Origin of the sequence: Streptomyces sp. NPDC050658, assembly GCF_044457025.1 — a bacterium.
Classification (GTDB): Bacteria; Actinomycetota; Actinomycetes; order Streptomycetales; family Streptomycetaceae; genus Streptomyces.
The window spans coordinates 632,429-654,505 of the sequence record NZ_JBITGM010000003.1 but is presented as its reverse complement, the minus strand read 5'-3'; the positions used below and the strand labels follow the sequence as shown (position 1 = coordinate 654,505).

Annotated in this window: 16 protein-coding genes; 13 read left to right on the top strand and 3 right to left on the bottom strand. The window is 72.9% G+C overall.

All coding sequences use genetic code 11. From position 1 onward, the window contains the following. Positions 1-94: 94 nt before the first annotated feature. The 8 genes from ACIBKX_RS14495 (at position 95) to ACIBKX_RS14460 (ending at position 14,051) form a co-directional block, all read left to right on the top strand. A complete protein-coding gene (locus ACIBKX_RS14495; protein ID WP_363272118.1) occupies positions 95-1,552 on the top strand; it encodes an NCS2 family permease in 1,458 nt (485 codons plus the stop codon). Positions 1,553-1,597: 45 nt separating this feature from the next. Next, positions 1,598-2,746, top strand: coding sequence for an XdhC/CoxI family protein (locus ACIBKX_RS14490; RefSeq protein ID WP_363272117.1), 1,149 nt, complete (start codon positions 1,598-1,600; stop codon positions 2,744-2,746). A 206-nt stretch (positions 2,747-2,952) separates the two neighbouring features. Beyond that, positions 2,953-5,211, top strand: coding sequence for a YcaO-like family protein (locus ACIBKX_RS14485; protein WP_363272116.1), 2,259 nt, complete (start codon positions 2,953-2,955; stop codon positions 5,209-5,211). Between the two features lie 75 nt (positions 5,212-5,286). Next, a complete protein-coding gene (locus tag ACIBKX_RS14480) occupies positions 5,287-5,433 on the top strand; it encodes a hypothetical protein (RefSeq protein ID WP_363272115.1) in 147 nt (48 codons plus the stop codon). Positions 5,434-5,524: 91 nt separating this feature from the next. Beyond that, entirely contained in the window at positions 5,525-7,564 is a 2,040-nt protein-coding gene (locus tag ACIBKX_RS14475; RefSeq protein ID WP_363272114.1) for a TOMM precursor leader peptide-binding protein, read from the top strand. A gap of 32 nt (positions 7,565-7,596) precedes the next feature. Then, positions 7,597-9,132 (top strand): nitroreductase family protein, encoded by a 1,536-nt coding sequence (locus ACIBKX_RS14470; protein ID WP_363272113.1) that lies wholly within the window; start codon positions 7,597-7,599, stop codon positions 9,130-9,132. 41 nt (positions 9,133-9,173) lie between these two features. Beyond that, positions 9,174-12,740: a S41 family peptidase gene (locus ACIBKX_RS14465; RefSeq protein WP_399375766.1), complete on the top strand. Its 3,567-nt coding sequence runs from the start codon at positions 9,174-9,176 to the stop codon at positions 12,738-12,740. Positions 12,741-12,836: 96 nt separating this feature from the next. Beyond that, entirely contained in the window at positions 12,837-14,051 is a 1,215-nt protein-coding gene (locus ACIBKX_RS14460; protein WP_363272111.1) for an FAD-dependent monooxygenase, read from the top strand. A 13-nt stretch (positions 14,052-14,064) separates the two neighbouring features. On the opposite strand, the gene ACIBKX_RS14455 is transcribed toward ACIBKX_RS14460, so the two are convergent. From ACIBKX_RS14455 to ACIBKX_RS14445, 3 genes are all read right to left on the bottom strand, one after another. Further along, positions 14,065-14,508, bottom strand: coding sequence for an SRPBCC family protein (locus ACIBKX_RS14455; RefSeq protein ID WP_363272110.1), 444 nt, complete (start codon positions 14,506-14,508; stop codon positions 14,065-14,067). Between the two features lie 35 nt (positions 14,509-14,543). After that, complete coding sequence (locus ACIBKX_RS14450; RefSeq protein ID WP_399375765.1) at positions 14,544-15,344, bottom strand: polysaccharide deacetylase family protein; 801 nt, start codon at positions 15,342-15,344, stop codon at positions 14,544-14,546. A gap of 175 nt (positions 15,345-15,519) precedes the next feature. Further along, a complete protein-coding gene (locus tag ACIBKX_RS14445) occupies positions 15,520-16,974 on the bottom strand; it encodes an aminopeptidase P family protein (RefSeq protein WP_363272109.1) in 1,455 nt (484 codons plus the stop codon). Positions 16,975-17,084: 110 nt separating this feature from the next. Between ACIBKX_RS14445 and ACIBKX_RS14440 the strand changes: the two genes are divergently transcribed. The 5 genes from ACIBKX_RS14440 to ACIBKX_RS14420 all read left to right on the top strand — a co-directional run bounded on the left by ACIBKX_RS14440 (position 17,085) and on the right by ACIBKX_RS14420 (position 22,073). Next, entirely contained in the window at positions 17,085-18,251 is a 1,167-nt protein-coding gene (locus ACIBKX_RS14440; protein ID WP_363272108.1) for an FAD-dependent oxidoreductase, read from the top strand. After that, on the top strand, positions 18,248-18,598 hold the full coding sequence (locus ACIBKX_RS14435; protein WP_363272107.1) for a (2Fe-2S)-binding protein: 351 nt from the start codon (positions 18,248-18,250) through the stop codon (positions 18,596-18,598). The genes ACIBKX_RS14440 and ACIBKX_RS14435 overlap by 4 nt, the downstream gene beginning before the upstream one ends. Next, positions 18,595-20,001 (top strand): FAD-dependent oxidoreductase, encoded by a 1,407-nt coding sequence (locus ACIBKX_RS14430; RefSeq protein ID WP_363272106.1) that lies wholly within the window; start codon positions 18,595-18,597, stop codon positions 19,999-20,001. Before ACIBKX_RS14435 ends, ACIBKX_RS14430 begins: the two co-directional genes overlap by 4 nt. 144 nt (positions 20,002-20,145) lie before the next feature. Next, entirely contained in the window at positions 20,146-21,042 is an 897-nt protein-coding gene (locus ACIBKX_RS14425; protein ID WP_363272105.1) for a dihydrodipicolinate synthase family protein, read from the top strand. A 29-nt stretch (positions 21,043-21,071) separates the two neighbouring features. After that, positions 21,072-22,073: a proline racemase family protein gene (locus tag ACIBKX_RS14420; RefSeq protein ID WP_363272104.1), complete on the top strand. Its 1,002-nt coding sequence runs from the start codon at positions 21,072-21,074 to the stop codon at positions 22,071-22,073. Positions 22,074-22,077: the final 4 nt, after the last annotated feature.

The window sequence follows — 22,077 nt, the reverse complement described above, 5'->3', positions numbered from 1 at the left end:
CCAACGCACCATCCCAAATCCCGCAGTCTCCACAGGCACAACCATGTCGGAAGCCTGATGCGGGTGCCCCTTTGAACCTTGGGAGTTAGGCACCATGACCCAGCAGTCAACGGAGCCGAAGACCACGGCGGAGGACGCGGGCAACGGCTCGCGTGTTCCGGCCGGCAGGTCTTGGCTGGACCGGTACTTTCACATATCCCTGCGGGGATCGACCGTCGCACGTGAAGTGCGCGGCGGCATCACCACCTTCATGGCGATGGCCTACATCGTCCTGCTCAACCCCGTGCTCCTGTCCGGCAAGGACGTGGCCGGGGACACCATGGGCCAGAAGGCCCTGGTCACCGCGACGGCACTGGCCGCGGCGGTCACCACCCTGCTGATGGGCTTCGTCGGCAAGGTGCCGCTCGCCCTGGCCGCCGGACTCTCCGTGTCCGGTGTGATCGCCTCGCAGGTCGCACCCGAGATGACCTGGCCGCAGGCCATGGGCATGTGTGTGATGTACGGCGTCGTGATCATGCTCCTGGTGGTCACCGGGCTACGCGAAATGATCATGAACGCGATCCCGCTCGCCCTCAAGCACGGCATCACCATGGGCATCGGCCTGTTCATCGCCATCATCGGCCTCGTCAAGGGCGGCTTCGTGCACCCCGGCAAGGCGACCCCGCTCACGCTCGGCCCCGCCGGTGAGCTCGCGGGCTGGCCCGTACTGATCTTCTCGGCCACCCTGCTCCTCATCTTCATGCTGCAGGCGCGCAACATCCCCGGCGCGATCCTGATCGGCATCGTCACCGGCACCATCGTCTCCGTCCTGCTCAACGCGCTGGACGTGATCGACCCGAAGCAGTGGGCGAACGGCGCCCCCGAACTGAAGGGCAGCGCGGTCTCCACACCGGACTTCTCGCTCTTCGGCGACGTCGAGTTCGGCGGCTGGGGCGAGGTCGGCGCGATGACCGTCGGCATGATCGTCTTCACCCTGGTGCTGGCCGGCTTCTTCGACGCGATGGCCACCATCATCGGCGTCGGCACCGAGGCCAAGCTCGCCGACGACAAGGGCCGGATGCCCGGCCTGTCCAAGGCGCTGTTCATCGACGGCGCAGGCGGCGCCATCGGCGGTGTGGCGGGCGGCTCCGGCCAGACCGTCTTCGTGGAGTCCGCCACCGGCGTCGGCGAAGGCGCCCGTACGGGCCTCGCCTCGGTCGTCACCGGACTGTTCTTCGCGGCCTGCCTCTTCTTCACGCCGGTCACCGCGATCGTGCCGCAGGAAGTCGCATCCGCCGCACTCGTCGTCATCGGAGCGATGATGATGATGAACGCCCGGCACGTCGACTGGGCCGACCGCGCCACCGCCATCCCGGTCTTCCTGACCGTCGTGCTGATGCCCTTCACGTACACCATCACCACCGGTGTCGCGGCGGGCGTCATCTCCTGGGTCGCCATCAAGATCGCCCAGGGCAAGGCCCGTGAGATCGGTGCCTTCATGTGGGGCCTGACGGTGATCTTCATCGTCTACTTCGCCCTCAACCCCATCGAGAGCTGGCTGGGCGTCCACTAGGCGCCAAGCCCTCCACACACCCGTAGAACCTTTGAGGAGGCCGAGATGCTGGACATCGCCGAAGAGCTGAACCGGTGGGTCGAGCAGGGACGTGACTTCGCCGTCGCCACCGTGGTGGCCGTCGGCGGCAGCGCGCCGCGCCAGCCCGGCGCCGCCCTGGCCGTCGACTCCGACGGCACGGCGATCGGCTCGGTCTCCGGCGGGTGTGTGGAGGGCGCCGTGTACGAACTGTGCCGACAGGCGCTCGAAGACGGCGAGAGTGTCGTCGAGCGCTTCGGCTACAGCGACGAGGACGCCTTCGCCGTGGGTCTGACCTGCGGCGGCATCATCGACATCCTCGTCACCCCGGTCCGCGCGGACTCCGCCGCGCGGCCAGTGCTCGCGGCATCGGTCGCCGCCGCCGCGTCCGGCGGCGCGGCGGCGGTCGCCCGCGTCACCTCCGGCCCCGCCGACCTCATGGGACGCGCACTTCTCGTCCGTACGGAAGGTGCGTACGAAGGCGGGCTCGGCGGACATCCCGAGCTGGACCGGACCGCGGCCGACGAGGCCCGCGCGATGCTGGACGCCGGCCGCACCGGCACCGTCGAGATAGGTGAGGACGGCTCGCGCTGCGGGCAGCCGATCACCCTGCTCGTCGAGTCGAGCGTGCCGCCGCCCCGCATGATCGTGTTCGGCGCGATCGACTTCGCGTCCGCGCTGGTCAGCATGGGTAAGTTCCTCGGCTACCGCGTGACGGTGTGCGACGCGCGCCCCGTCTTCGCGACGAAGACCCGCTTCCCGGACGCCGACGAGATCGTCGTCGAGTGGCCGCACAAATACCTGGAGCGCACGGAGGTCGACGGCCGGACCGTGCTCTGTGTGCTCACCCACGACGCCAAGTTCGACGTGCCGCTGATCAAGCTGGCACTGCGGCTCCCGGTCGCCTACGTCGGCGCGATGGGCTCGCGCCGCACCCACGAGGACCGCAACAAGCGGCTGCGCGAAGTCGGCGTCACCGAACTGGAGTTGACCCGACTGCGCTCGCCCATCGGCCTCGACCTCGGCGCCCGTACGCCGGAGGAGACGGCCCTGTCCATCGCCTCGGAGATCGTCGCGAACCGGCGGGGCGGCAGCGGGGTCTCGCTCACCGGCGCGCACACGCCGATCCATCACGACGGCTCGCGCCCCTCGGGGCGGATCGGGTCGGTGGCATGACCGCGGTGAAGTAGCCGCAGCAGACGGGAAGTCCCGTCCTTCCGTGGGGGAGGGGCGGGACTTTTCACGTCAAAACAAATTGCCTCTCGTGGCATCATCCAAAGACACCGTCCATGATCCGTCGCCCCTTCGTTCCAATTGCTGATGGATAGCGGTTCGCCGGTTGTATAGGTTTATCTGCGTCCGGAGAAAGTGAAGGGGTGGATGTGGCGCTCGAATCGGCGGTAAATTCGTTACGTGACGACGAAGAGCTGTTTCTGAGACAAGACGCCGCATTTCTGGAGCTTCCCGAAGGTGCGCTGCTTCGCGGAACCGGAGACGACTTCTTCCTGAAAGGGAGAACCGCCTATCGCTGGCTGACGGCACTGGCGCCCGCACTCTCCGCCGGATGCACCCCCGAGCGGCTCCGCGCCGGCCTGGACGCCGAGCGCTCGGCGGCGGTGCTGCGGCTCCTGGAGCAGCTGGTGCTCAGCGGGTTCGTCAGGGTGCGCAGGTCCGAGCCCGAGGACCTGCTCGATCCGGCCGAGCGCGACCGGTACGCCGAGCAGATCGCCTTCCTCGCCCACCACACGGACACCCCGCAGGCCGCCTTCCGCAAGGTCAGGGACGCCCGCGTCCTGGTCGTCGGGGACGGTCCGGGCGCCGCGGCGGCCGTGCGGCTGCTGGTGCGCAACGGGGTACGCGGCGTCGCGCTCTGCGGAGCCGGCGACGTGCCGCCCGACCTCGCGTCCGGAGCGGACGCCGAGGGCCTGGTGCTCTACCCCGAGAAGGCCGCGTCGGCGATGGTCGAGCGGGTCGGACGGTGGCGGCCCGACGCCCTTCTCGTCCTGCCGGAAGGCGCGTCCGAACATCTCACCGACAGGCTCTTCGACCTGGCGGCGGAACAGGGGGCGCTCTTTCTCTCCGGTGGCGTCAGGGGCGACCGGCTGTTCCTCGGCCCGTTGTCGGGAAACGGTGCCGCGTGCCGTCAATGCCTGCGCAATTGGTTGACGGAGAAATCAATTCCGGACGGAGAGCCGGTCGAGCTCTATCCGGCCGTCGCCGCGGCGACCGGAAGTGAATTGGCGGCGGAACTCTTCAAGCAGCTGTCCGGCTGCATCGAATCGGAACTCACGGGTGGCGTCGTCATACGTGACCCGCTCTCCCTGGAGAGTTTTGTGGAACCGCTCGCCGTGCACCGGGAATGCCCGCGCTGCAATGGGCAGGACACGGTCGAGGAATTCACGAGGAGAATGCGCGAGTTCTCCGCGGGGCGGCACGACCTGCCGTCCGACAGCGCGGCACGCACCCTCCGCCAGGAAGCGGTCACGGCCCCCACGCTCGGCCTGTTCGCGGGCTTCGACGACGGGGAGCTGCCCCAGCTCCTGGTGAAGACCGGCCGACTCCGTGCCCCCGCCGAGCCGGGTCCGGACGGGTCCGGACCCGCCTACGGCTACAGCTTCGACACCCTGGAGGCGGCGCGGATCGACGCCGTCGAGCGTCTGGTGCGCCGCACGGCGGCCGACCGCCGGACCCCGGCCTTCCTGCCGACGGCGCTCGGCACCTGGCGACAGCTCGCGGACGAGGGCACGGATGCGGTGCCCGCCGAGCGGTTCGCCGCGGCGCCGACACCGCCGGCGGACCCGGTGGACCCGGCGGACCCGGTGGACCCGGTGGACCCGGTGGACCCGGTGGAGAAGTCGACGTGGGTGCCGGCCTACTCCCTGAGCCGCGCCACGGTGACCTGGATCCCACGGCACACCGCGTTCCCGCCGCCCGGTGCGGAGGGGGCGGACAGCACCGCCGGATACGGGGCGGGCGCGACCTTCGAGGAGACTGCCCTGAGCGGGGTGCTCTCCGCGCTGCTCCATGAACGACTGGCGGCGGCCGCGAGTGGTGCGGCGGCGGTCCGGCCCGTCGTAGGAGGGCCTGTCGGAGGGGAGCCTGTCGGAGGGGAGCCCGACGCCGGGGAGCCTGTCGCCTGGGAGTCCGACGCCGGGGAGCCTGCCCCCTGGGACCCCGACGGCAAGGAGCTGTCGATCCTGCCCTCGCTGCGCCGCCTCGCCGGTGAACTCCGCTTCGACGAACTGCTCGGGGACGGCCCCGCGCCCGTCGTCGTCGCCCGGGCGACACCGCCCGCCTCCGCGGGGACCCGCCCCGTCCAGGTCGCCGCGATCGGCCTGACCAGGGCCGAGGCGCTGCGCGGCGCCGTGCTCGAACTGGCCGGACTGCTGCAGTCCCCGCACGAGCTGCCGCGCCCGGAAGGCGCCCGCTCGCTGGTGTGCCCGGACGGCTGGCGGCTGCCGGACGCGTCCGCGCGGCCAGTGCTGCCGGTGACGGCCGACGACCCCGAGGCCGCCGACCTCGCGGGAGTCCTCGCCGCCCTGCGCCGCCGAGGGCGCGAGGCGGTCCTGGTGAGCACCCTGCCGCCGGGCCCCGCCGCGGGCCTGCCCGCCCTGAACTGCCGTGTGCTGCTGACCCGTTGAACTTCCCGGCGGGCGACCGCCGGGGGGCTCCCGTGGCAGCGGCCCGGGAGCAGGCCAACAGAAAGGTACGACATCGTGCAGAACGAACTCGCCGACCTCGGCACCCTGTCCGTCGAGTCCTTCGAGCTGGAGGCTGTGCCGGCCGAGCTCGTCCCGGAGTCGCTGAACACCGACTGCGTCTTCTGTGGCTGCCACTGCAACCAGGTGCCCGAGAAGAAGTAACCGAGGACGCCGTGGCGGCCGGCCGCACAGCCGGCCGTCACGGCGCCGCCCCGTCCGCCCGGCAGACCGGTACAGGAGTGCGCCCAACACCATGGAGATAGTGACGCTGCCCCCGGCGGCGACGCCCGCCCCCGATGTGGCGGCCGTACGCGACAGGCTGCTGCGGGACGCCGCCGCGTACGGACTTGACGCACGGGCATCGGATCCGTCGGACGAACTGCTGGTGGAAATAGGCACCTTGGGGCTACCGGGTAGTGACGAGACGACCGCCGGTGCCGGTGCCGGTGCCGGTGCCGGTTCCAGTGCCGACGACGGCCGCCCGCTCCTCCCGGTGCTGCTCTACCGGGACACCGCGCTCGTCGGCCCCGCCCAGCGCCGCTCCCGAGGCCACCGCCCCTGCACCACCTGTCTGCGCCGCCGCTGGCTGCGGCTGCGCAGGGAGCACGAACGCGAGGCCCTCGAAGGGGACGGTGCCTGCCATGTGGTGGACGGCGTCACCCCGCTGCTCGCCGAGTTCGGCACCCCGCACATCGCGGCCGCCCTCGCACAACTGCGTACGGAGACGACCGGGGCACGGCCGGACGGCACCGCCGATGTCCTCGAAGTGGACCTCTTCACCGGCAGGACCACGCGCCATCCCCTGCTCGCGGACCCCGACTGCCCGCGGTGCGGCCGGGGCTGGCCCGATGTGCCCCCGCAGGTCGCCGGCTTCCCCGCGGCCCGCCCCGGCCTCGCGCCGGGCAGCTCGCGGCTGCGCGGCTGGCGGGAGTACGCGCTGCCGAAGCAGGCCCTGGTCAGCCCGGTCTGCGGGGTGCTGGGCGCCCTGTCGACGGCCTCCGCGCGCGGCGCCGCCGCCAACGCCAACCTCAACGGCACCATGCGCCTCGGCGGCAGGCGGTCCGAGGGCGTCCCGCTGTACGAGGTGAGCTGGTCGGGACACTCGGGGTCGTATGCGGAGAGCGAGGCCATGGCCTTCCTGGAGGGCCTTGAGCGCTACGCGGGCCAGCACGCGCGCGGCCGGCGCCCGGCGGCCACCGCCTCCCTGCGGGAACTGCGGCAGCGGTCCGTCCCCGCACTCGACCCGAGCAAGACACTCCGGCACACCCCGGAGTTCTACGCCGCGCGCAGCCCCGGCATGGTGCCGTTCTCGCAGGACTTGAGCGTCGACTGGGTCTGGGGCCACTCCCTGCGGGACGACCGGGCCGTACTCGTACCCGAACAGCTCGCCTTCTACGGGCCGCGCCCCTCCGGCGTACGGTTCACCACCAGCTCCTCCAGCGGCTGCGCCACCGGCAGCTGCCTCGAAGAGGCCGCCCTGTTCGGCCTGTTGGAGCTCATCGAACGGGACGCGTTCCTGCTGACCTGGTACGGGGCACGGCGGGTCCCGCGCATCGACCCGGCGAGCTGCGACCGCCCCGCGACGGCCGCCCTGATCGACCGGATGCGCGGCGCGGGCTACGACATCCACCTGTTCGACATGCGGGTCGACCTGCCCGTCCCCGCGGTGCTCTGCGTCGCCAAACGCCGGGTGCCGGGGCCGGGTGACGTGGTCTTCTCCGCGGGCGCCTCGCTCGACCCCGCGGACGCCGTGGCATCGGCGGTGGGTGAGGTGTCGTCCCTGGTCGAGAACTTCCCCGAGCGCGTCGCCAAGGTGACGGACGACCTCCGGGCCATGGCACGGGACTACGACCGGGTCCGCACGCTCCACGACCACCTCATGCTCTACGGGCTGCCGGAGATGGCCGACCGGACGGCCTTCCTCTTTCCCGATGAACTCGCTGATGACCGTGGGGCCGAACCGCTGCCGCTCGACCGGGCGTTCGCGGACTGGAACCGTGTCAGGCCCACCGGGGACGACCTGCGGGACCAGCTCGAACTCTGCGCACGGCTCGTCACCGAGACCGTCGACGGCGAGCTGGCCGTGGTCGACCAGACGTCGGCGGAACAGTTCGCGATCGGACTGCGCACGGTCGCCGTCGTCTCCCAGGGCCTCATCCCCATCGACTTCGGCTGGGACCAGCAACGCGCCCTGCACAGCGACCGGTTGCGCACAGCCGCCCAGCGAGCCGGACTGCGCGACACGCCCCTCGGCGACGACGAGATCCACCGCCACCCGCACCCGTTCCCGTGACCGCGCCACGACCGGAGGAGAGGAGGAGAGCCATGGACCGGTCCCGCACGTCCCAGGTCGTCCTGGACTATGTGCACGCGGTGCGCGGTCGCTGGACCCAGCCCGTCGCACCCCCGGGATTCGCCCCCGACTGGGCGGACCGTCCCGCCCCGCACACCCACTACCCGCACGCCGTACGCCGTCCGCTCCCGCCGCACACCGCCGGGGCGAGCGCCTCCGGAGGCGGCTGCGACCTGCCGCTCGTCGGCTCGCTGCTCCAGCTGACGGCGGGCGTCCTGTCCCGGCGCTGGCAGATCGACTGGAGCCCCGACGTCGCGGGCCAGGACACGCTCACCGGCGCCCGCTGGGGCCGGGGCACCCCGTCCGGCGGCGGCGCCAATCCCCTGGAGCTCTACCTGGCCGCCGGTCCGGGCGCCCCGGTCCCGCCCGGCATCCACCATTACGCCACCGGGCTGCACGCCCTGGAGCAGGTGGCCGACGGCGATCCCGGGCCGGCGGTGCGCGAGGCGCTGGGAGAGGAGCCCGGCTCGCCGCGCGTCGGCCACCTGCTCTGCGCGCTGCGGTTCTGGAAGACGGCGTACAAGTACAACAACTTCGCCTACCACTTGATGCTGCACGACCTCGGGGCCTTCCTCGGCTCGTGGGACACGCTCTGCGCGGCACACGGCATCGCGTCCCGGCCCCGGCTCGCCTTCGACGACGCGGCGCTCTCCCGGTTGGTCGGCCAAGTCGCCCCGGACGGCGGGGTGTTCGCGGTGCTGCCGCTGCCCTGGGCGGAGTCCGACGGCGGGACCGTCGAGTGCCGCGGCACCTCTGTGGCTCCCGTCCCGTACGAACGCTCCCGCAGAACCCGCCGCTTCCCGCTCGTGACCGCCGTACACGAGGCGACATCGGGCATCCGGGACTTCGACGAGAGCGGCCTCGCCGAGCCACCGGCCGCCGCCCGCCCGGCGGACGCGATCACCCTGCCCGCACCGACCGGCCGTCCCGGAACGGCGGCCGTCGTGGACGCACTCGCCCGCCGGGCATCGGCCAACGGACGCATCGACGGCAGCCGCCCGGTGGACCTCCCCGTCCTCGGCGAGCTGCTCGCGGCCACCGCTCCCGGCGCCGACGCGGCGCTCCACGGCGCGGCCCGGCTGCGCCTTGCGGCCCACCGGGTGACCGGACTCGCACCGGGCGTCTACGACTACCTGCCCGAACACCACGCGCTCGCCCCGGTCGTCGGCGCTTCCGCGGCGCTGGACGGACGGGTCTACACCCTGCCCAACTACTCCGTGGGACAGGCCGCCGTCACCCTCGTCCCGCACTGGCGGCCGGAGCGCGCCGTGGACCGTGCCGGGCCGCGCGCTTACCGGTACGCGGCCGTCGCCGCCGGGGCCGGGGCGCAGCGGCTGCACCTGGCCGCCACCCGGTCCGGCCTCGCGTCCGGCATCGTCCTCGGCTTCGACGGGCCGCTCCTCGAATCGGCCCTGGGGCTCGACGCGTCCGGCAGCCACGCCCTGCTCTGCGTCTTCCTCGGCCACCGGCAGGCGGGTGCGGCACGCCTGGACGACCGCCTCTGCTGAAGCCGCGTACCACCCGAACCCCCACCGTCCCAGGAGCCCTCTTGTCTTCCGCGCCCTCCGTGCCCGCCGCCCGCACCGGCGGCTATCTGCGGGACCCCCAACTCCGCGGCGACCTGCTGACGTTCGTCGCCGAGAACGACGTATGGATCGCGCCCCTGTCGGGCGGCCGAGCCTGGCGGTGCAGCGCGGAGCAAGAGCCGGCCCGGCACCCCCGGATCAGCCCGGACGGCAGTCTCGTCGCGTGGACGTCACGCCGAACGGGCGCGCCCGAGGCCGTCGTCGCCCCCGTCGCGGGCGGGGCGCCCGTCCAGGTCACGCACTGGGCGAACTCCCGGACACGGGTGCTGGGTTGGCACTCGGAGACGGAGCTTCTCGTGGTGAGCGCGGTCGGCGAACGGGCGACCCGGCGGACCTGGGCACGGGCGGTTCCGCTCGACGGCGGGCCCGGCCGACGGCTGCCGTACGGGCCGGTGTCCGGTGTCGCGCACGGACCGGCGGGCGCCGTCCTCGTACAGACCCCGTCGATGTTCGGCGAGGCCGCGTTCTGGAAGCGCTACCGGGGCGGCACCACGGGACGGCTGTGGCTCGACCCGGACGGCTCGGGAGAGTTCCGGCGGATCCACGAGGACCTGGACGGCAACATCGAGTGCCCGCTGTGGGTGGGGGACCGCATCGCCTTCCTCTCCGACCACGACGGCACCGCCCGGCTCTGGTCGAGCCTGCCCGACGGCAGCGATCCGCGCCGCCACACCGACCACCCCTTCGCGCCCCGCAACGCGACCACCGACGGCAGCCGCGTCGTCTACCAGAGCGGCGGCGAGCTGTGGCTGCTCCCCGGCCTCGGTCACGGCCAGGTGCCCGAACGGCTCGCCGTCACGCTTGGCAGTCCGGGCGCGGCCCGTGTGCCGTACACCGTCACGGGAGATGAGGGCCTGGAGGACTTCGACACCGACCGGTCGGGCCGGGCGGCCGTGGTGACCGTGCGTGGCACGGCGCACCGTGTCGGCGGTGGTGGCGAGCCCGCGCGGGCCCTGCCGAGAGAGCCGGGCACCCGCGCCCGGCTGCCCCGCGTCCTCGGCGAGACCGGCAGGGTGGCCTGCGTCGTGGTCGTCGGCGGCCGTGAGGCGATCGAGGTCGTCGACGCGGAGCCGGCACCGGGCGGCAAGGCCGCCGTGCACCGCTTCGGGACCGGCGGTCCGGGCCGGGACTGTGATCTCGTGGCGTCGCCTGGTGGGGTGTCCCGGGCGGCGGTCACCCGTGACGGCCGGGTCCTGGTCGCGGGCGCCGGGTCCGGTGAGGTGACCGGGGTGGAGCATGCCGACGGTGCCGAGGGCACGGAGGTCGTCGAGGGGGCGCCGGTCTCCGGTGGCAAGGCCGCCGTGCACCGCTTCGGGACCGGCGGTCCGGGCCGGGAGTGTGATCTCGTGGCGTCGCCTGGTGGGGTGTCCCGGGCGGCGGTCACCCGTGATGGCCGGGTCCTGGTCGCGGGTGCCGGGTCCGGTGAGGTGACCGGGGTGGAGCATGCTGACGGTGCGGAGGGCACGGAGGTCGTCGAGGGGGCGCCGGTCTCCGGTGGCAAGGCCGCCGTGCACCGCTTCGGGACCGGTCGCCTGGGCCGGGTGCGGGAACTCGTCGCCTCGCCCGACGGCACGTCCCTGGCCATGGCCACCCACGACGGCCGGGTCCTCGTGGCGGACGCCGGGTCCGGCGAGCTGACCGAGGTGGACCGCACCGACGGCGGCGAGGCCACCGACGTCGTCTTCTCGCCGGACTCCCGCTGGCTCGCCTGGTCGCACCCCGGCGCGAACAGGACGCGGCAGATCAGGCTCGCGCGGCTCGCGACGGGAGAGGTCGTCGAGGCGACCCGGTTCCGCTTCAGCGACCGTTCGCCCGCCTTCACGGCGGACTGTCTGTACGTGGTGTTCCTCTCGGAGCGGGAGTTCGACCCGGTGCCGCAGGCGCACGTCCTCGACCCGGCGTTCGCCGCGGGCACCCGGCTGTACGCGCTGCCGCTCGCCGCGGACACCCCCTCGCCGTTCAGCCCGCACGACCCGCGCCGCGCCGAGGCCACCGGCTCCGTGGTCGTGGACCGGGAGGGACTCACCGAGCGCGCGGAGCCGTTCCCCGTTCCGGCGGGCGAACTCATCGATCTGCGCGCGGCCGACGGCGGCGTGCTGTGGATCCGCAAGAACCCGAGCGGCGACTGGCTCGCCGAGCGCGGCACCCTGATGCGCTGGGACTTCGCGGCCGGTGCGGTGACCCAACTCCGCCCGGACATCGATGAGTACGCGGTCTGCGGCGACGGCCGCCGGGTCCTGGCCCGGCGCGACCGTACGCTGACGTTCCTGCCCGCCGACCGGCCCGTGCCCGGCGACGCGGCGACCGGGATCCCGCTGGAAGGCGCACGCACGCGCGTGGACCCGGCCGTGGAGTGGGCCCAGGCGTTCGACGAGGACGGGGAGTTGATCCGCGACGTGCACGCGCGCGCGGACCTGGGCGGCCTCGACTGGGACGGGGTGCTGGACCGCTACCGCCCGCTCGTCGAACGCCTGGGCTGCTACGACGACTTCGTGGACCTGCTGTGGGAGGTGCACGGCGAACTGGGCTGCTCCCACGCCTATGTCACCGAGCGCACCACGACCCCGCCGCCGCCCGACCAGCAGGGCCTGCTCGGCGCCGACCTCACCCGCGACGCGGACGGCACCTGGCGGGTGGAGCGGATACCGCGCGGCGACGGCGCCGTCGCGGGGGCACGGTCAGCGCTGCACGCGCCCGGCATCGGCGTACAAGCGGGCGACGCGCTCCTGGAGATCGACGGGGTGCCGACCGGCCCCGGCCCCGGACGGACGCCGGGGGCGCTCCTCGCCGGGAAGGCCGGAGTGCCCACGCGGCTGACGGTCGGGCCCGCCGACGGCGGCGCCCCGCGGAGCGTCACGGTGGTCCCGCTGCGGGAGGAGGCGACGCTGCGGTACCACGCGTGGGTGGCCGAACGCCGCGAGCTGGTCGCCCGCGCGTCGGACGGGCGCCTCGGCTATCTGCACGTGCCCGACATGCTGGCCACGGGCTGGGCGCAGTTCCACCGGGACCTGCGGACCGAGTTCGACCGGGCGGGCCTCGTGGTGGACCTGCGGGAGAACACCGGCGGCTATCTGTCCGAGCTCGTCGTGCAGACGCTGGCCCGCCGGATCCTCGGCTGGCGGGTGGCGCGGGGCGGCTCGGCGCGCAGCTATCCGTCGCTGACCCCGCGCGGCCCGGTCGTCGTGGTCACCGACGAGTTCACGGGCTCGGACGGCGATGTCGCCGCGGCCGCCGTCAAGGCGCTCGGCGTCGGACCGGTGGTCGGCAACCGCACCTGGGGCGGGGTGAACGTGATGGACTGGAACTTCTCCCTGGCCGACGGCACCGGCCTCATCCTGCCCCGCGAGGCCTACTGGTTCACCGACGAGGGCTGGCAGGTCGAGAACCGCGGGACGGTGCCGGACATCGAGGTGCGGTGCGGCCCCGAGGACCATGTGCGCGGCAGGGACCGCCACTTGGAGGAAGCGGTGCGGGTGGCCCTCGACCGGCTCGCCGGGCAGCCGGTGGCGGAGCCGCCCGCGCCTTGGTGACCGGCGCGGCCACGTCTGTGAGGTCCACTCCGCAGCCTGTCCCCCCTGCTACCTTGCGTCACGAATTGTTCGTTTTGTGTCGCAAGAGGAGTACCCGTGAAGGTCGCCTGCGTCGGGGGCGGTCCCGCCGCCCTGTACCTCTCGATCCTGCTCAAGCGGCAGGACCCGTCCCACGACATCACCGTCCACGAGCGCAACCCCGCCGGTTCGACGTACGGCTGGGGCGTGACCTACTGGGGCGGGCTGCTCGACAAGCTGCGGTCCGGTGACCCCGAATGCGCGCACGCCGTCGTCGAGCACTCGGTGCGCTGGAGCGACGGCATCGCCCACGTCGGCGACCGCACGACCGTGCACCACGGCGACGAGGGCTTCGGCATCGGGCGGCACCGGCTGCTCGACATCCTCGCCCGGCGGGCCGAATCCCTCGGCGTACGCGTCGAGTTCGAGAGCGAGATCACGGGTACGGAACTGCTGCCCGACGCCGATCTCGTCGTCGCCGGTGACGGCGTGCACAGCAGGCTGCGCGAGCGGCATGCGGGGCACTTCGGGACCGAGGTCGCGGTGGGCCGCAACAAGTACATCTGGCTCGGCACCACCAAGGTCTTCGACTCCTTCACCTTCGCCTTCGTACCGACCCCGCACGGCTGGATCTGGTGCTACGGCTACCGGTTCAGTGACGAACGCAGCACCTGCGTCGTCGAGTGCGCGCCCCAGACCTGGCAGGGGCTCGGCCTGCACGAGGCAAGCGAGGAGGAGGGTCTCGCCCTGCTGGAGCGGCTCTTCGCCGGGGTCCTCGACGGACACCGCCTGATCGGCCGGGCGCAGGCCGACGGCAGCGCCCAGTGGCTCAACTTCCGTACGCTGACCAACCGCACCTGGCACCGGGACAACCTCGTCCTGCTCGGCGACGCCGCGCACACCACGCACTACTCCATCGGCGCCGGGACGACGCTGGCGCTGGAGGACGCGATGGCGCTCGCGGCAGCCCTGCGCGGGGGCCCGAAACTCGGCCCCGCACTCGACCGCTACGAACGGGAGCGGCGCTCCGACCTGCTCCCGGTCCAGAGCGCGGCCCGCTACAGCGCCCAGTGGTACGAGAACCTGCCGCGCTACATCGGCCTGGACCCGCACCAGATGTTCGCGCTCCTGGGCCAGCGCCACTCGCCGCTGCTTCCGCACATCCCGCCGCAGCTGTACTACCGGATCGACCGCGCGGCCGAGCAGTTGGAGCCGCTGCGCAGGATGAAGCGCTGGCTCGGCCCGCGCGTCGCCCGCACCCTGCACGCCGCCCGGTCCTCGCGCGACTCCTGAGCCGCGGGCGGGGTCACGGATTCAGCAGACCCCGCATCGCCCGGCCGAACATCAGGCGGCCGGCGGCCGACAGGGGCCGGTCGAAGGCCGTCGGCAGTCCGCGGACCCGCAGCTCCTCGCGCCAGGTGATCAGGCAGCCCCGCCGGGCGGGGGCGGGGGTCACCCCGATCTCCGCCCAGCCGGTCACGAACGTCCCCCGCTTCTCCAGTCGGCACAGGCCGCCCGCGCCGTCCGGGCCCGGCGGGCGCCAGACCACGACCTCCATGATGTCGTCGAAGCCGAGGCGTCCGATGCCGCTGCGGGCGACGAACACCGTTCCCTCGCCCGTCGGGGGCGGAGTCCTGACGGTGACCCTGGTCAGCGGGACCACCGAGCCATGCCGCTCCCATGCGGTCAGGCGGTGCCAGGCCTCGGGGGCGGGCAGGGGGGATTGCCGGGTGATGGTGAAGAGAGCCACCCGCCGATCCTGTCAGGCGGCGCGGCCCGAACGGGTCAGCGGTAGACCTTGCCCGGCTCGGCCTTGCCGGGGGCGAGCAGCTGGGGGACCGTCACAAAGACGAATCCGCGCTCCTTGAGGCCGTCGATGATGCCCGGCACGGCGGGCACCGTGCCCTTGTAGATGTCGTGCAGCAGGATGATGCCGTCCCGCTCGGTCTGGTCGAGGACCCGCTTGCGGATCAGTGCGGAGTCGTTCGTCGTGTAGTCCTTGGCGGTGACGCTCCAGAGGACCTCGGCCAGTCCCTCCTCGCGGGAGAGCTTGTTCACCTCGTCGTTGGTGCGTCCCTGCGGCGGCCGCATCAGCGTCGGCTTGTGGCCGATCAGCTTCTCTATCGCCTCGTTGGGCCTGCGCAGCTCCTCGCGCGCCTCGTCCGGGTCGATGTCCGTGAGGATCTTGTGCGACCAGGTGTGGCTGGCGACCTCGTGCCCCTCGGCGTCCATGCGCTTCACGAGCTCGGGGTACTTGGCTATGTGGTTCTTGCCGAGCGTGAAGAAGGTGGCGGGCACCTTCTCCTCCTTGAGGATGTCGAGCAGCCGCGCCGAGTTCTCGCTCGGACCGGCGTCGAAGGTCAGCGCGACGCACTTGGCCTTGCGGCAGTCGACCGTACCGAGCTTCACCCGGTTCACGGTGTTCGCGGCGGCCGCGTCCTTGCGGACGGAACTGGGCGACGTGGTGTCCAGCTTGGTGCATCCGGTGAGCGCCACGGCCAGTCCCAGCGAGGCGGCGGCCATAAAGGTGGGCACTGAAAGCAACCGGTTCGCGCGTCTCTTCATCTTGCTTTTCGCAGCAGGCATGCGAGCACTATACATAGTGTGTATACATCGAGTGCATAGTGGGGCGGCGAAGATCGCCGGGCGGTGGCTGAAGGGGTGCGGGGCGGTGGGCTCGGCCCAGGGTCTCGCCGCCGCCGACCGGGACGGCGCCTGAGCGGTCCCCGGCGATCGGCGGTGAACGCCGGGGACCGGCTCGTCAGGGCTCTCGGTGGCCGGTCGTCAGGCCGCTCATCCAGTTCTCCACGGCCGCGGCGCTCCGCGGCAGGCCCGCCGACAGGTTCTCGTTGCCGTCGGCCGTGACGAGGATGTCGTCCTCGATGCGCACCCCGATGCCGCGGTACTCCGGCGGCACGGTGAGATCGTCCGGCTGGAAGTACAGGCCGGGCTCGACGGTCAGCACCATGCCGGCCTCCAGTACGCCGCCGACGTACTCCCCGGTGCGCGCCTGGGCGCAGTCGTGCACATCGAGGCCGAGCATGTGTCCCGTGCCCGCCATGGTGAAGCGGCGCTGCAGCGCGAGATCGAAGACCCGCTCCGGGTCGCCCTCCAGGAGGCCCCACTCGACCAGTCTGTACGCGAGATGCCGCTGCGCCGCGTCATGGAAGTCCCGGTACGCCGCGCCGGGCTTCACGGCCGCGATGCCGGCCTCCTGCGCCTCGTACACCGCGTCGTAGATCTCGCGCTGGAGCGGGGTGAAGGTGCCGCTGATGGGGAGGGTGCGGGTGACGTCGGCGGTGTAGAGGGTACGGGTCTCCACGCCCGCGTCCAGGAGCAGGAGTTCGCCGGGGCGCACCGGCCCGTCGTTCTGGTCCCAGTGCATGATCGTGGCGTGCTCGCCCGCCGCGCAGATCGAGCCGTACCCGACGTCGTTGCCCTCCAGGCGGGCGCGGCGGAAGAAGGTGCCCTCGATCCAGCGCTCCGACGTGTCGACCGCGGTCGCCAACTCCCGTACGACATCGGTGAATCCGCGGACCGTGGAGTCCACGGCCTTGCGCAGCTCGCCGATCTCCCAGTCGTCCTTGACCAGCCGCAGCTCGGAGAGCGCCTCCTCCAGCTCGTCGTCGCGCCGCGCGTCGCTCGTCACGGCCGCCTCGAGCGCGGGGTCGTGGCCGCGCACGATGCGGGTCGGCGTTTCGGACGCCGCCAACTCCCCGGGCGCGTCGCGGACATCGCGGCAGGGCAGGCCGAAGAGCAGCTCGGACTCGGCGAGGCTGCGCCGCCTGCCCATCCACAGCTCGGCCGTCATGCCGGTCCAGAACTCGTCGCTCTCCCTGCTGTCGCGGGGCAGTTGGTACAGGTGCGCGTCATGGCCGCCGCCGGCGCGCGGTTCGAGGACCAGGGCGCAGTCCCGCGCCTGGTCGCCCGTCATGTGGACGTACGCGGAGTAGGGGCGGAAGGGGTAATGGCTGTCGTTGGAGCGGGTCTTGAGCTTCCCGGAGGGGATGATCAGGCGTTCCCCCGGGAAGCGCGCCGACAGCGCGGCGCGGCGGCGCGCGGCGTGCGCGGACTGCTCGTCGGGGCGCAGGTCCCGCCGCTCGGTGTCGGCCCAGCCCGTCCTCATCAGGGCGGAGAGCTCTTCGGAGATCCCGGGGTAGAGCGCGTTCTTGCGCCCCTCGGGCCTGGGCGCGGGCTTGTCGTCGAACTCGGCCATCCGGTCCACCTCTTCTGCCCGCCACGGGTCGCGTGCGGGCGTTCTCGACAGCGATGTCCACCAGCGTAGAGACCCTTGGCCCATAAAGGAACATGTGACATAGTACTGCTGTGACCAAGCGGCTGACCTGCGATGTTGTGGTTGTCGGCGCCGGGATGGTGGGCGCCGCATGTGCCTTGTACGCGGCTCGGGCCGGACTGTCCGTCGTCCTGCTCGACCGGGGTCCGGTGGCCGGCGGCACCACCGGGTCCGGCGAGGGAAACCTGCTCGTCTCCGACAAGGAACCGGGCCCGGAACTCGAACTGGCCCTGCTCTCCGGGCGGTTGTGGAGCGAACTCGCCGCCGAGCCGGGCCTCGGGGCGAGCGTCGAGTACGAGGCCAAGGGCGGCGTCGTGGTCGCCTCGTCGGGTGAAGGGCTCGCCGCGCTGGGGGAGTTCGCCGCGGGGCAGCGTGCCGCCGGGGTCGACGCGCGCCCCGTCACGGCCGCCGAACTGCGCGAACTGGAACCGCATCTCGCCCCCGACGCGGCCGGTGGCGTCCACTACCCGCAGGACAGCCAGGTGATGCCGACCCTCGCCGCCGCCCAACTGGTGCGCAGGGCAAGGGAGTCGGGGGCCCGGCTGGGCACGGGCTGGACCGTCACCGCGGTGCTGCGCGACGCGGGCGGCACGGTGTACGGCGTCCGCACCGACCGGGGCGAGGTGCACGCCCCCGCCGTGGTGAACGCGGCGGGCACCTGGGGCGGCGACCTCGCCGCCCTCGCGGGAGTCCGCCTCCCGGTCCTGCCCCGGCGGGGATACGTCCTGGTCACCGAGCCGCTGTCGCGCATGGTCCGGCACAAGGTGTACGCCGCCGACTATGTGGCCGACGTGGCCAGCGAGTCCGCCGCGCTGCAGACCTCACCGGTGGTCGAGGGCACGGCCGCGGGCCCCGTCCTCATCGGGGCGAGCCGGGAACGGGTCGGCTTCGACCGGAGCTTCTCCCTGCCGGTCCTCCGTGCCCTCGCCGCCGGGGCGAACCGACTCTTCCCGTTCCTGAGGGACGTCCGCGCGATGCGCGCCTACGTGGGCTTCCGCCCCTACCTCCCGGACCATCTGCCCGCCATCGGCCCGGACGCGCGGGCGCCGGGCCTGCTCCATGCCTGCGGCCACGAGGGCGCGGGCATCGGACTCGCCACGGGGACGGGGTACTTGATCGCCCAGGCCCTGCTCGGGGCGAGCCCCGAGCTACGGCTCGAACCGTTCCGCCCCGACCGATTCGCCGAGGAGGCGTCGTGAGCAAGCGCAGTCACGTGGACGCAGCGAGCGGCCGCACTCCCATCGACCTCGTCCGCGCCCGCCCCGCACCCGCGCACACCGTCACCTTCGACGGCCGCGAGATCCCGGCCCTGCCCGGCCAGACCGTCGCCGCCGCACTGTGGTCGGCGGGCATCACCGCCTGGCGCGACACCCGGCGCGGCGGAGAGCGGCGCGGCGTCTTCTGCGGGATCGGCGTCTGCTTCGACTGCCTGGTCACCGTCAACGGCCGCCCCAATCAACGGGCTTGCCTGGTCCCCGCCGCTCCCGGCGACGAGATCGGCACCCAGAACGGGACCGGTCACGCCGGAGCGGGGGAGCGGCGATGACGACGCTCGCCGTGATCGGCGCGGGCCCCGCCGGACTCGCGGCAGCGCTGGCAGCCGCGGACCGGGGCATCCACGTACGCCTGGTCGACGCGGGCGCTCAGCCGGGCGGCCAGTTCTACCGGCAGCCCGCCCGAGCCCTCGGCGCGCGCCGGCCGCAGGCGCTGCACCACGGGTGGCGCACATGGGAACGGCTGCGGGACGGCCTCGCGCGACATGTCGCGGCAGGGCGTGTCACACATCTGACGGAACATCATGTCTGGTTCGTCGAACGCCGGGAGGCTGCGCGCGACAGCTTCGTCGTGCACGCGCTGCTCGGTCCGGAGCAGGAAGAACCCGCGGCCGTGCGCGCCGACGCCGTGCTGCTCGCCACCGGTGGGTACGAGAAGGTGCTGCCGTTCCCCGGCTGGACGCTGCCCGGCGTGCTCACCGCCGGCGGGGCGCAGGCCATGCTCAAGGGCGGCCTCGTGCTGCCCGGCCGCAGGGCCGTGGTCGCCGGGACGGGGCCGCTGCTCATGCCGGTCGCCGTCGGGCTCGCCGCGGCAGGGGCCGACGTCGCGGCGCTGGTCGAGTCCGGCGGGCCGAAGGGCGCGGCACGGCACGCCGCCGCCCTCGCGGCCCACCCCGCCAAGCTCGCCGAGGGCGCACAGTACGCGGCCGAACTCCTGCGCCACCGCGTCCCGTTGCTCGCACGCCACACCGTCGTCGAGGCCCATGGCAAGGACCGCGTCGAAGCGGTGACCGTCGCCCCGCTCGACCCGGCGGGGCGCGTCGCACCCGGCACCGGACGGCGCATCGCCTGCGACACCCTCGCCGTCGGCCACGGCATGCTGCCGCACACCGACCTCGCCGAGGCGCTCGGCTGCCGGATCGAGGAGGCGGGCGTCGCCGTCGACGCCGAGCAGCGCACCGACGTGCCCGGCGTCTGGGCGGCGGGCGAGGCCACCGGCATCGGCGGCGCCGCCCTCTCGCTCGCCGAGGGACACATCGCGGGACGTTCGGCCGCCGCCCGCCTGCGCGGACGTACGCCCGACCCGGCCGAATGGGCCGCGGCCGCCAAGTCCCGTACCGCGGCACGGAAGTTCGCCGCGGCGCTGGACGCCGTGTACGTCCCGCCCGCGCACTGGACCGAGCAGCTGCGGGACGACACGCTGGTGTGCCGCTGCGAGGAGGTGCCCGCGTCGGCCGTCCGCGAGGCCGTCGACGAGCTCGGCGCCACGGACGTCCGCACCGTCAAGCTCCTGACCCGCGCCGGGATGGGCTGGTGCCAGGGCCGGATGTGCGGTCCTGCCGTCGCCGGACTGGCGGGCTGCGCGCAGCCGCCCGCGCGCAGACCCTTCGCCAGGCCCGTGCCGCTGGGGGTGCTCGCCGAGGCGGGCGACGAAGCGGCCACGCCTGATCCGTAGGGCGCGTCCCGACCACCAGACCCGCACCACATCGCACAGCACGGCACCACGTAGCACAGCACGGCACCACATCGCACAGCACGGCACAGCACCACATCGCACAGCACGGCACAGCACCGCACCGCATCGAGAAGGGACCACCCCATGACCGCGTCCGGTCACCGCCCCTGGCACGGCGTCCTCGTCGCCACCGCGCTGCCCCTGAACGACGACCTTTCCGTGGACTACGGCGCCTTCGCCGAGCACTGCGCCTGGCTCGTGGAGAACGGCTGCGACGGTGTCGTGCCCAACGGCTCCCTCGGCGAGTACCAGGTCCTCACGCCCGAGGAGCGCGCCAAGGTCGTGGAGACCGCCGTCGCCGCCGTCGGCGGGCAGCGGGTGATGCCCGGCGTCGCCGCCTACGGCTCGGCGGAGGCGCGCCGCTGGGCCGAGCAGGCCAGGGACGCGGGCTGCGCTTCGGTGATGCTGCTTCCGCCGAACGCCTACCGCGCCGACGAGCGCTCCGTCCTCGACCACTACCGCGAGGTCGCCGGGGCGGGCATCCCCGTGGTGGCGTACAACAACCCCATCGACACCAAGGTCGACCTGGAGCCCGAACTCCTCGCGAAGCTGCACGGCGAGGGGTACGTGCACGCCGTCAAGGAGTTCTCCGGAGACGTCCGGCGCGCCTACCGCATCGCCGAACTCGCCCCGGAACTCGACCTGTTGATCGGCGCCGACGACGTACTGCTCGAACTCGCCCTGGCCGGCGCCAAGGGCTGGGTCGCGGGCTACCCGAACGCGCTGCCCGCCGCTTCGGCCGAGCTGTACCGCGCGGCGGTGGCCGGTGAGCTGGCCACGGCGCGGGAGCTGTACCGGGAGCTGCACGCGCTGCTCCGCTGGGACTCCAGGCCCGAGTTCGTGCAGGCCATCAAGTTGTCCATGGACATCGTCGGGCGGCACGGCGGCCCCTGCCGGCCGCCGCGCGTGCCGCTCCTGCCGGACCAGGAGAAGGCGGTGCGCGCCGCCACCGAACGGGCCGTCGCCGCCGGGCTCGCCTGAGGGTCTTATCGCCTACGAAGGGTTCCGACATGCGCAGCAAACTCGTCCTGCACGCGGTCGACTCGCACACCGAGGGGATGCCGACGCGGGTGATCACCGGCGGCATCGGCACCGTCCCCGGCGCGACGATGAACGAGCGCAGGCTCTACTTCCGCGAGCACCGCGACGACATCAAGCAGCTCCTGATGAACGAGCCGCGCGGGCACGCCGCGATGAGCGGCGCGATCCTCCAGCCGCCGAGCAGGCCCGACTGCGACTACGGCGTGATCTACATCGAGGTCTCGGGCTATCTGCCGATGTGCGGGCACGGCACCATCGGCGTCGCCACCGTCCTCGTCGAGACCGGCATGGTCGAGGTGGTGGAGCCCGTCACCACGATCCGGCTCGACACTCCGGCGGGTGTTGTCGTCGCCGAGGTCGCGGTCGAGAACGGCGCGGCGAAGGCCGTCACGCTGCAGAACGTGCCGTCGTTCTCCGTCGCCCTCGACCGGAAGATCACCCTGCCCGACGGCCGAACGGTGACGTACGACCTGGCCTACGGCGGCAACTTCTACGCGATCCTGCCGCTCGACCAGTTCGGCCTGCCCTTCGACCGCGGCCGCAAGGACGACATCCTCGCGGCCGGGCTCTCCCTGATGGCGGCGATCAACGCGGAGGACGAGCCGGTGCACCCCGACGACCCCTCCATCCGCGGCTGCCACCACGTCCACCTCTACGCGCCGGGCTCCACCGCCCGGCACTCACGGCACGCCATGGCGATCCACCCCGGCTGGTTCGACCGCTCGCCGTGCGGCACCGGGACCAGCGCGCGCATGGCGCAGTTGCACGCACGGGGCGAGCTGCCCCTGGAGACCGAGTTCGTCAATGAATCCTTCATCGGTACGCGGTTCAGCGGGCGCCTGCTGGGGACCACCGAAGTGGCGGGCATCCCCGCCGTGCTGCCCAGCTTCACGGGGCGGGCCTGGGTGACGGGCACCGCCCAGTACCTTCTCGACCCGGACGACCCCTTCCCGGCGGGGTTCGTCCTGTAGCCAC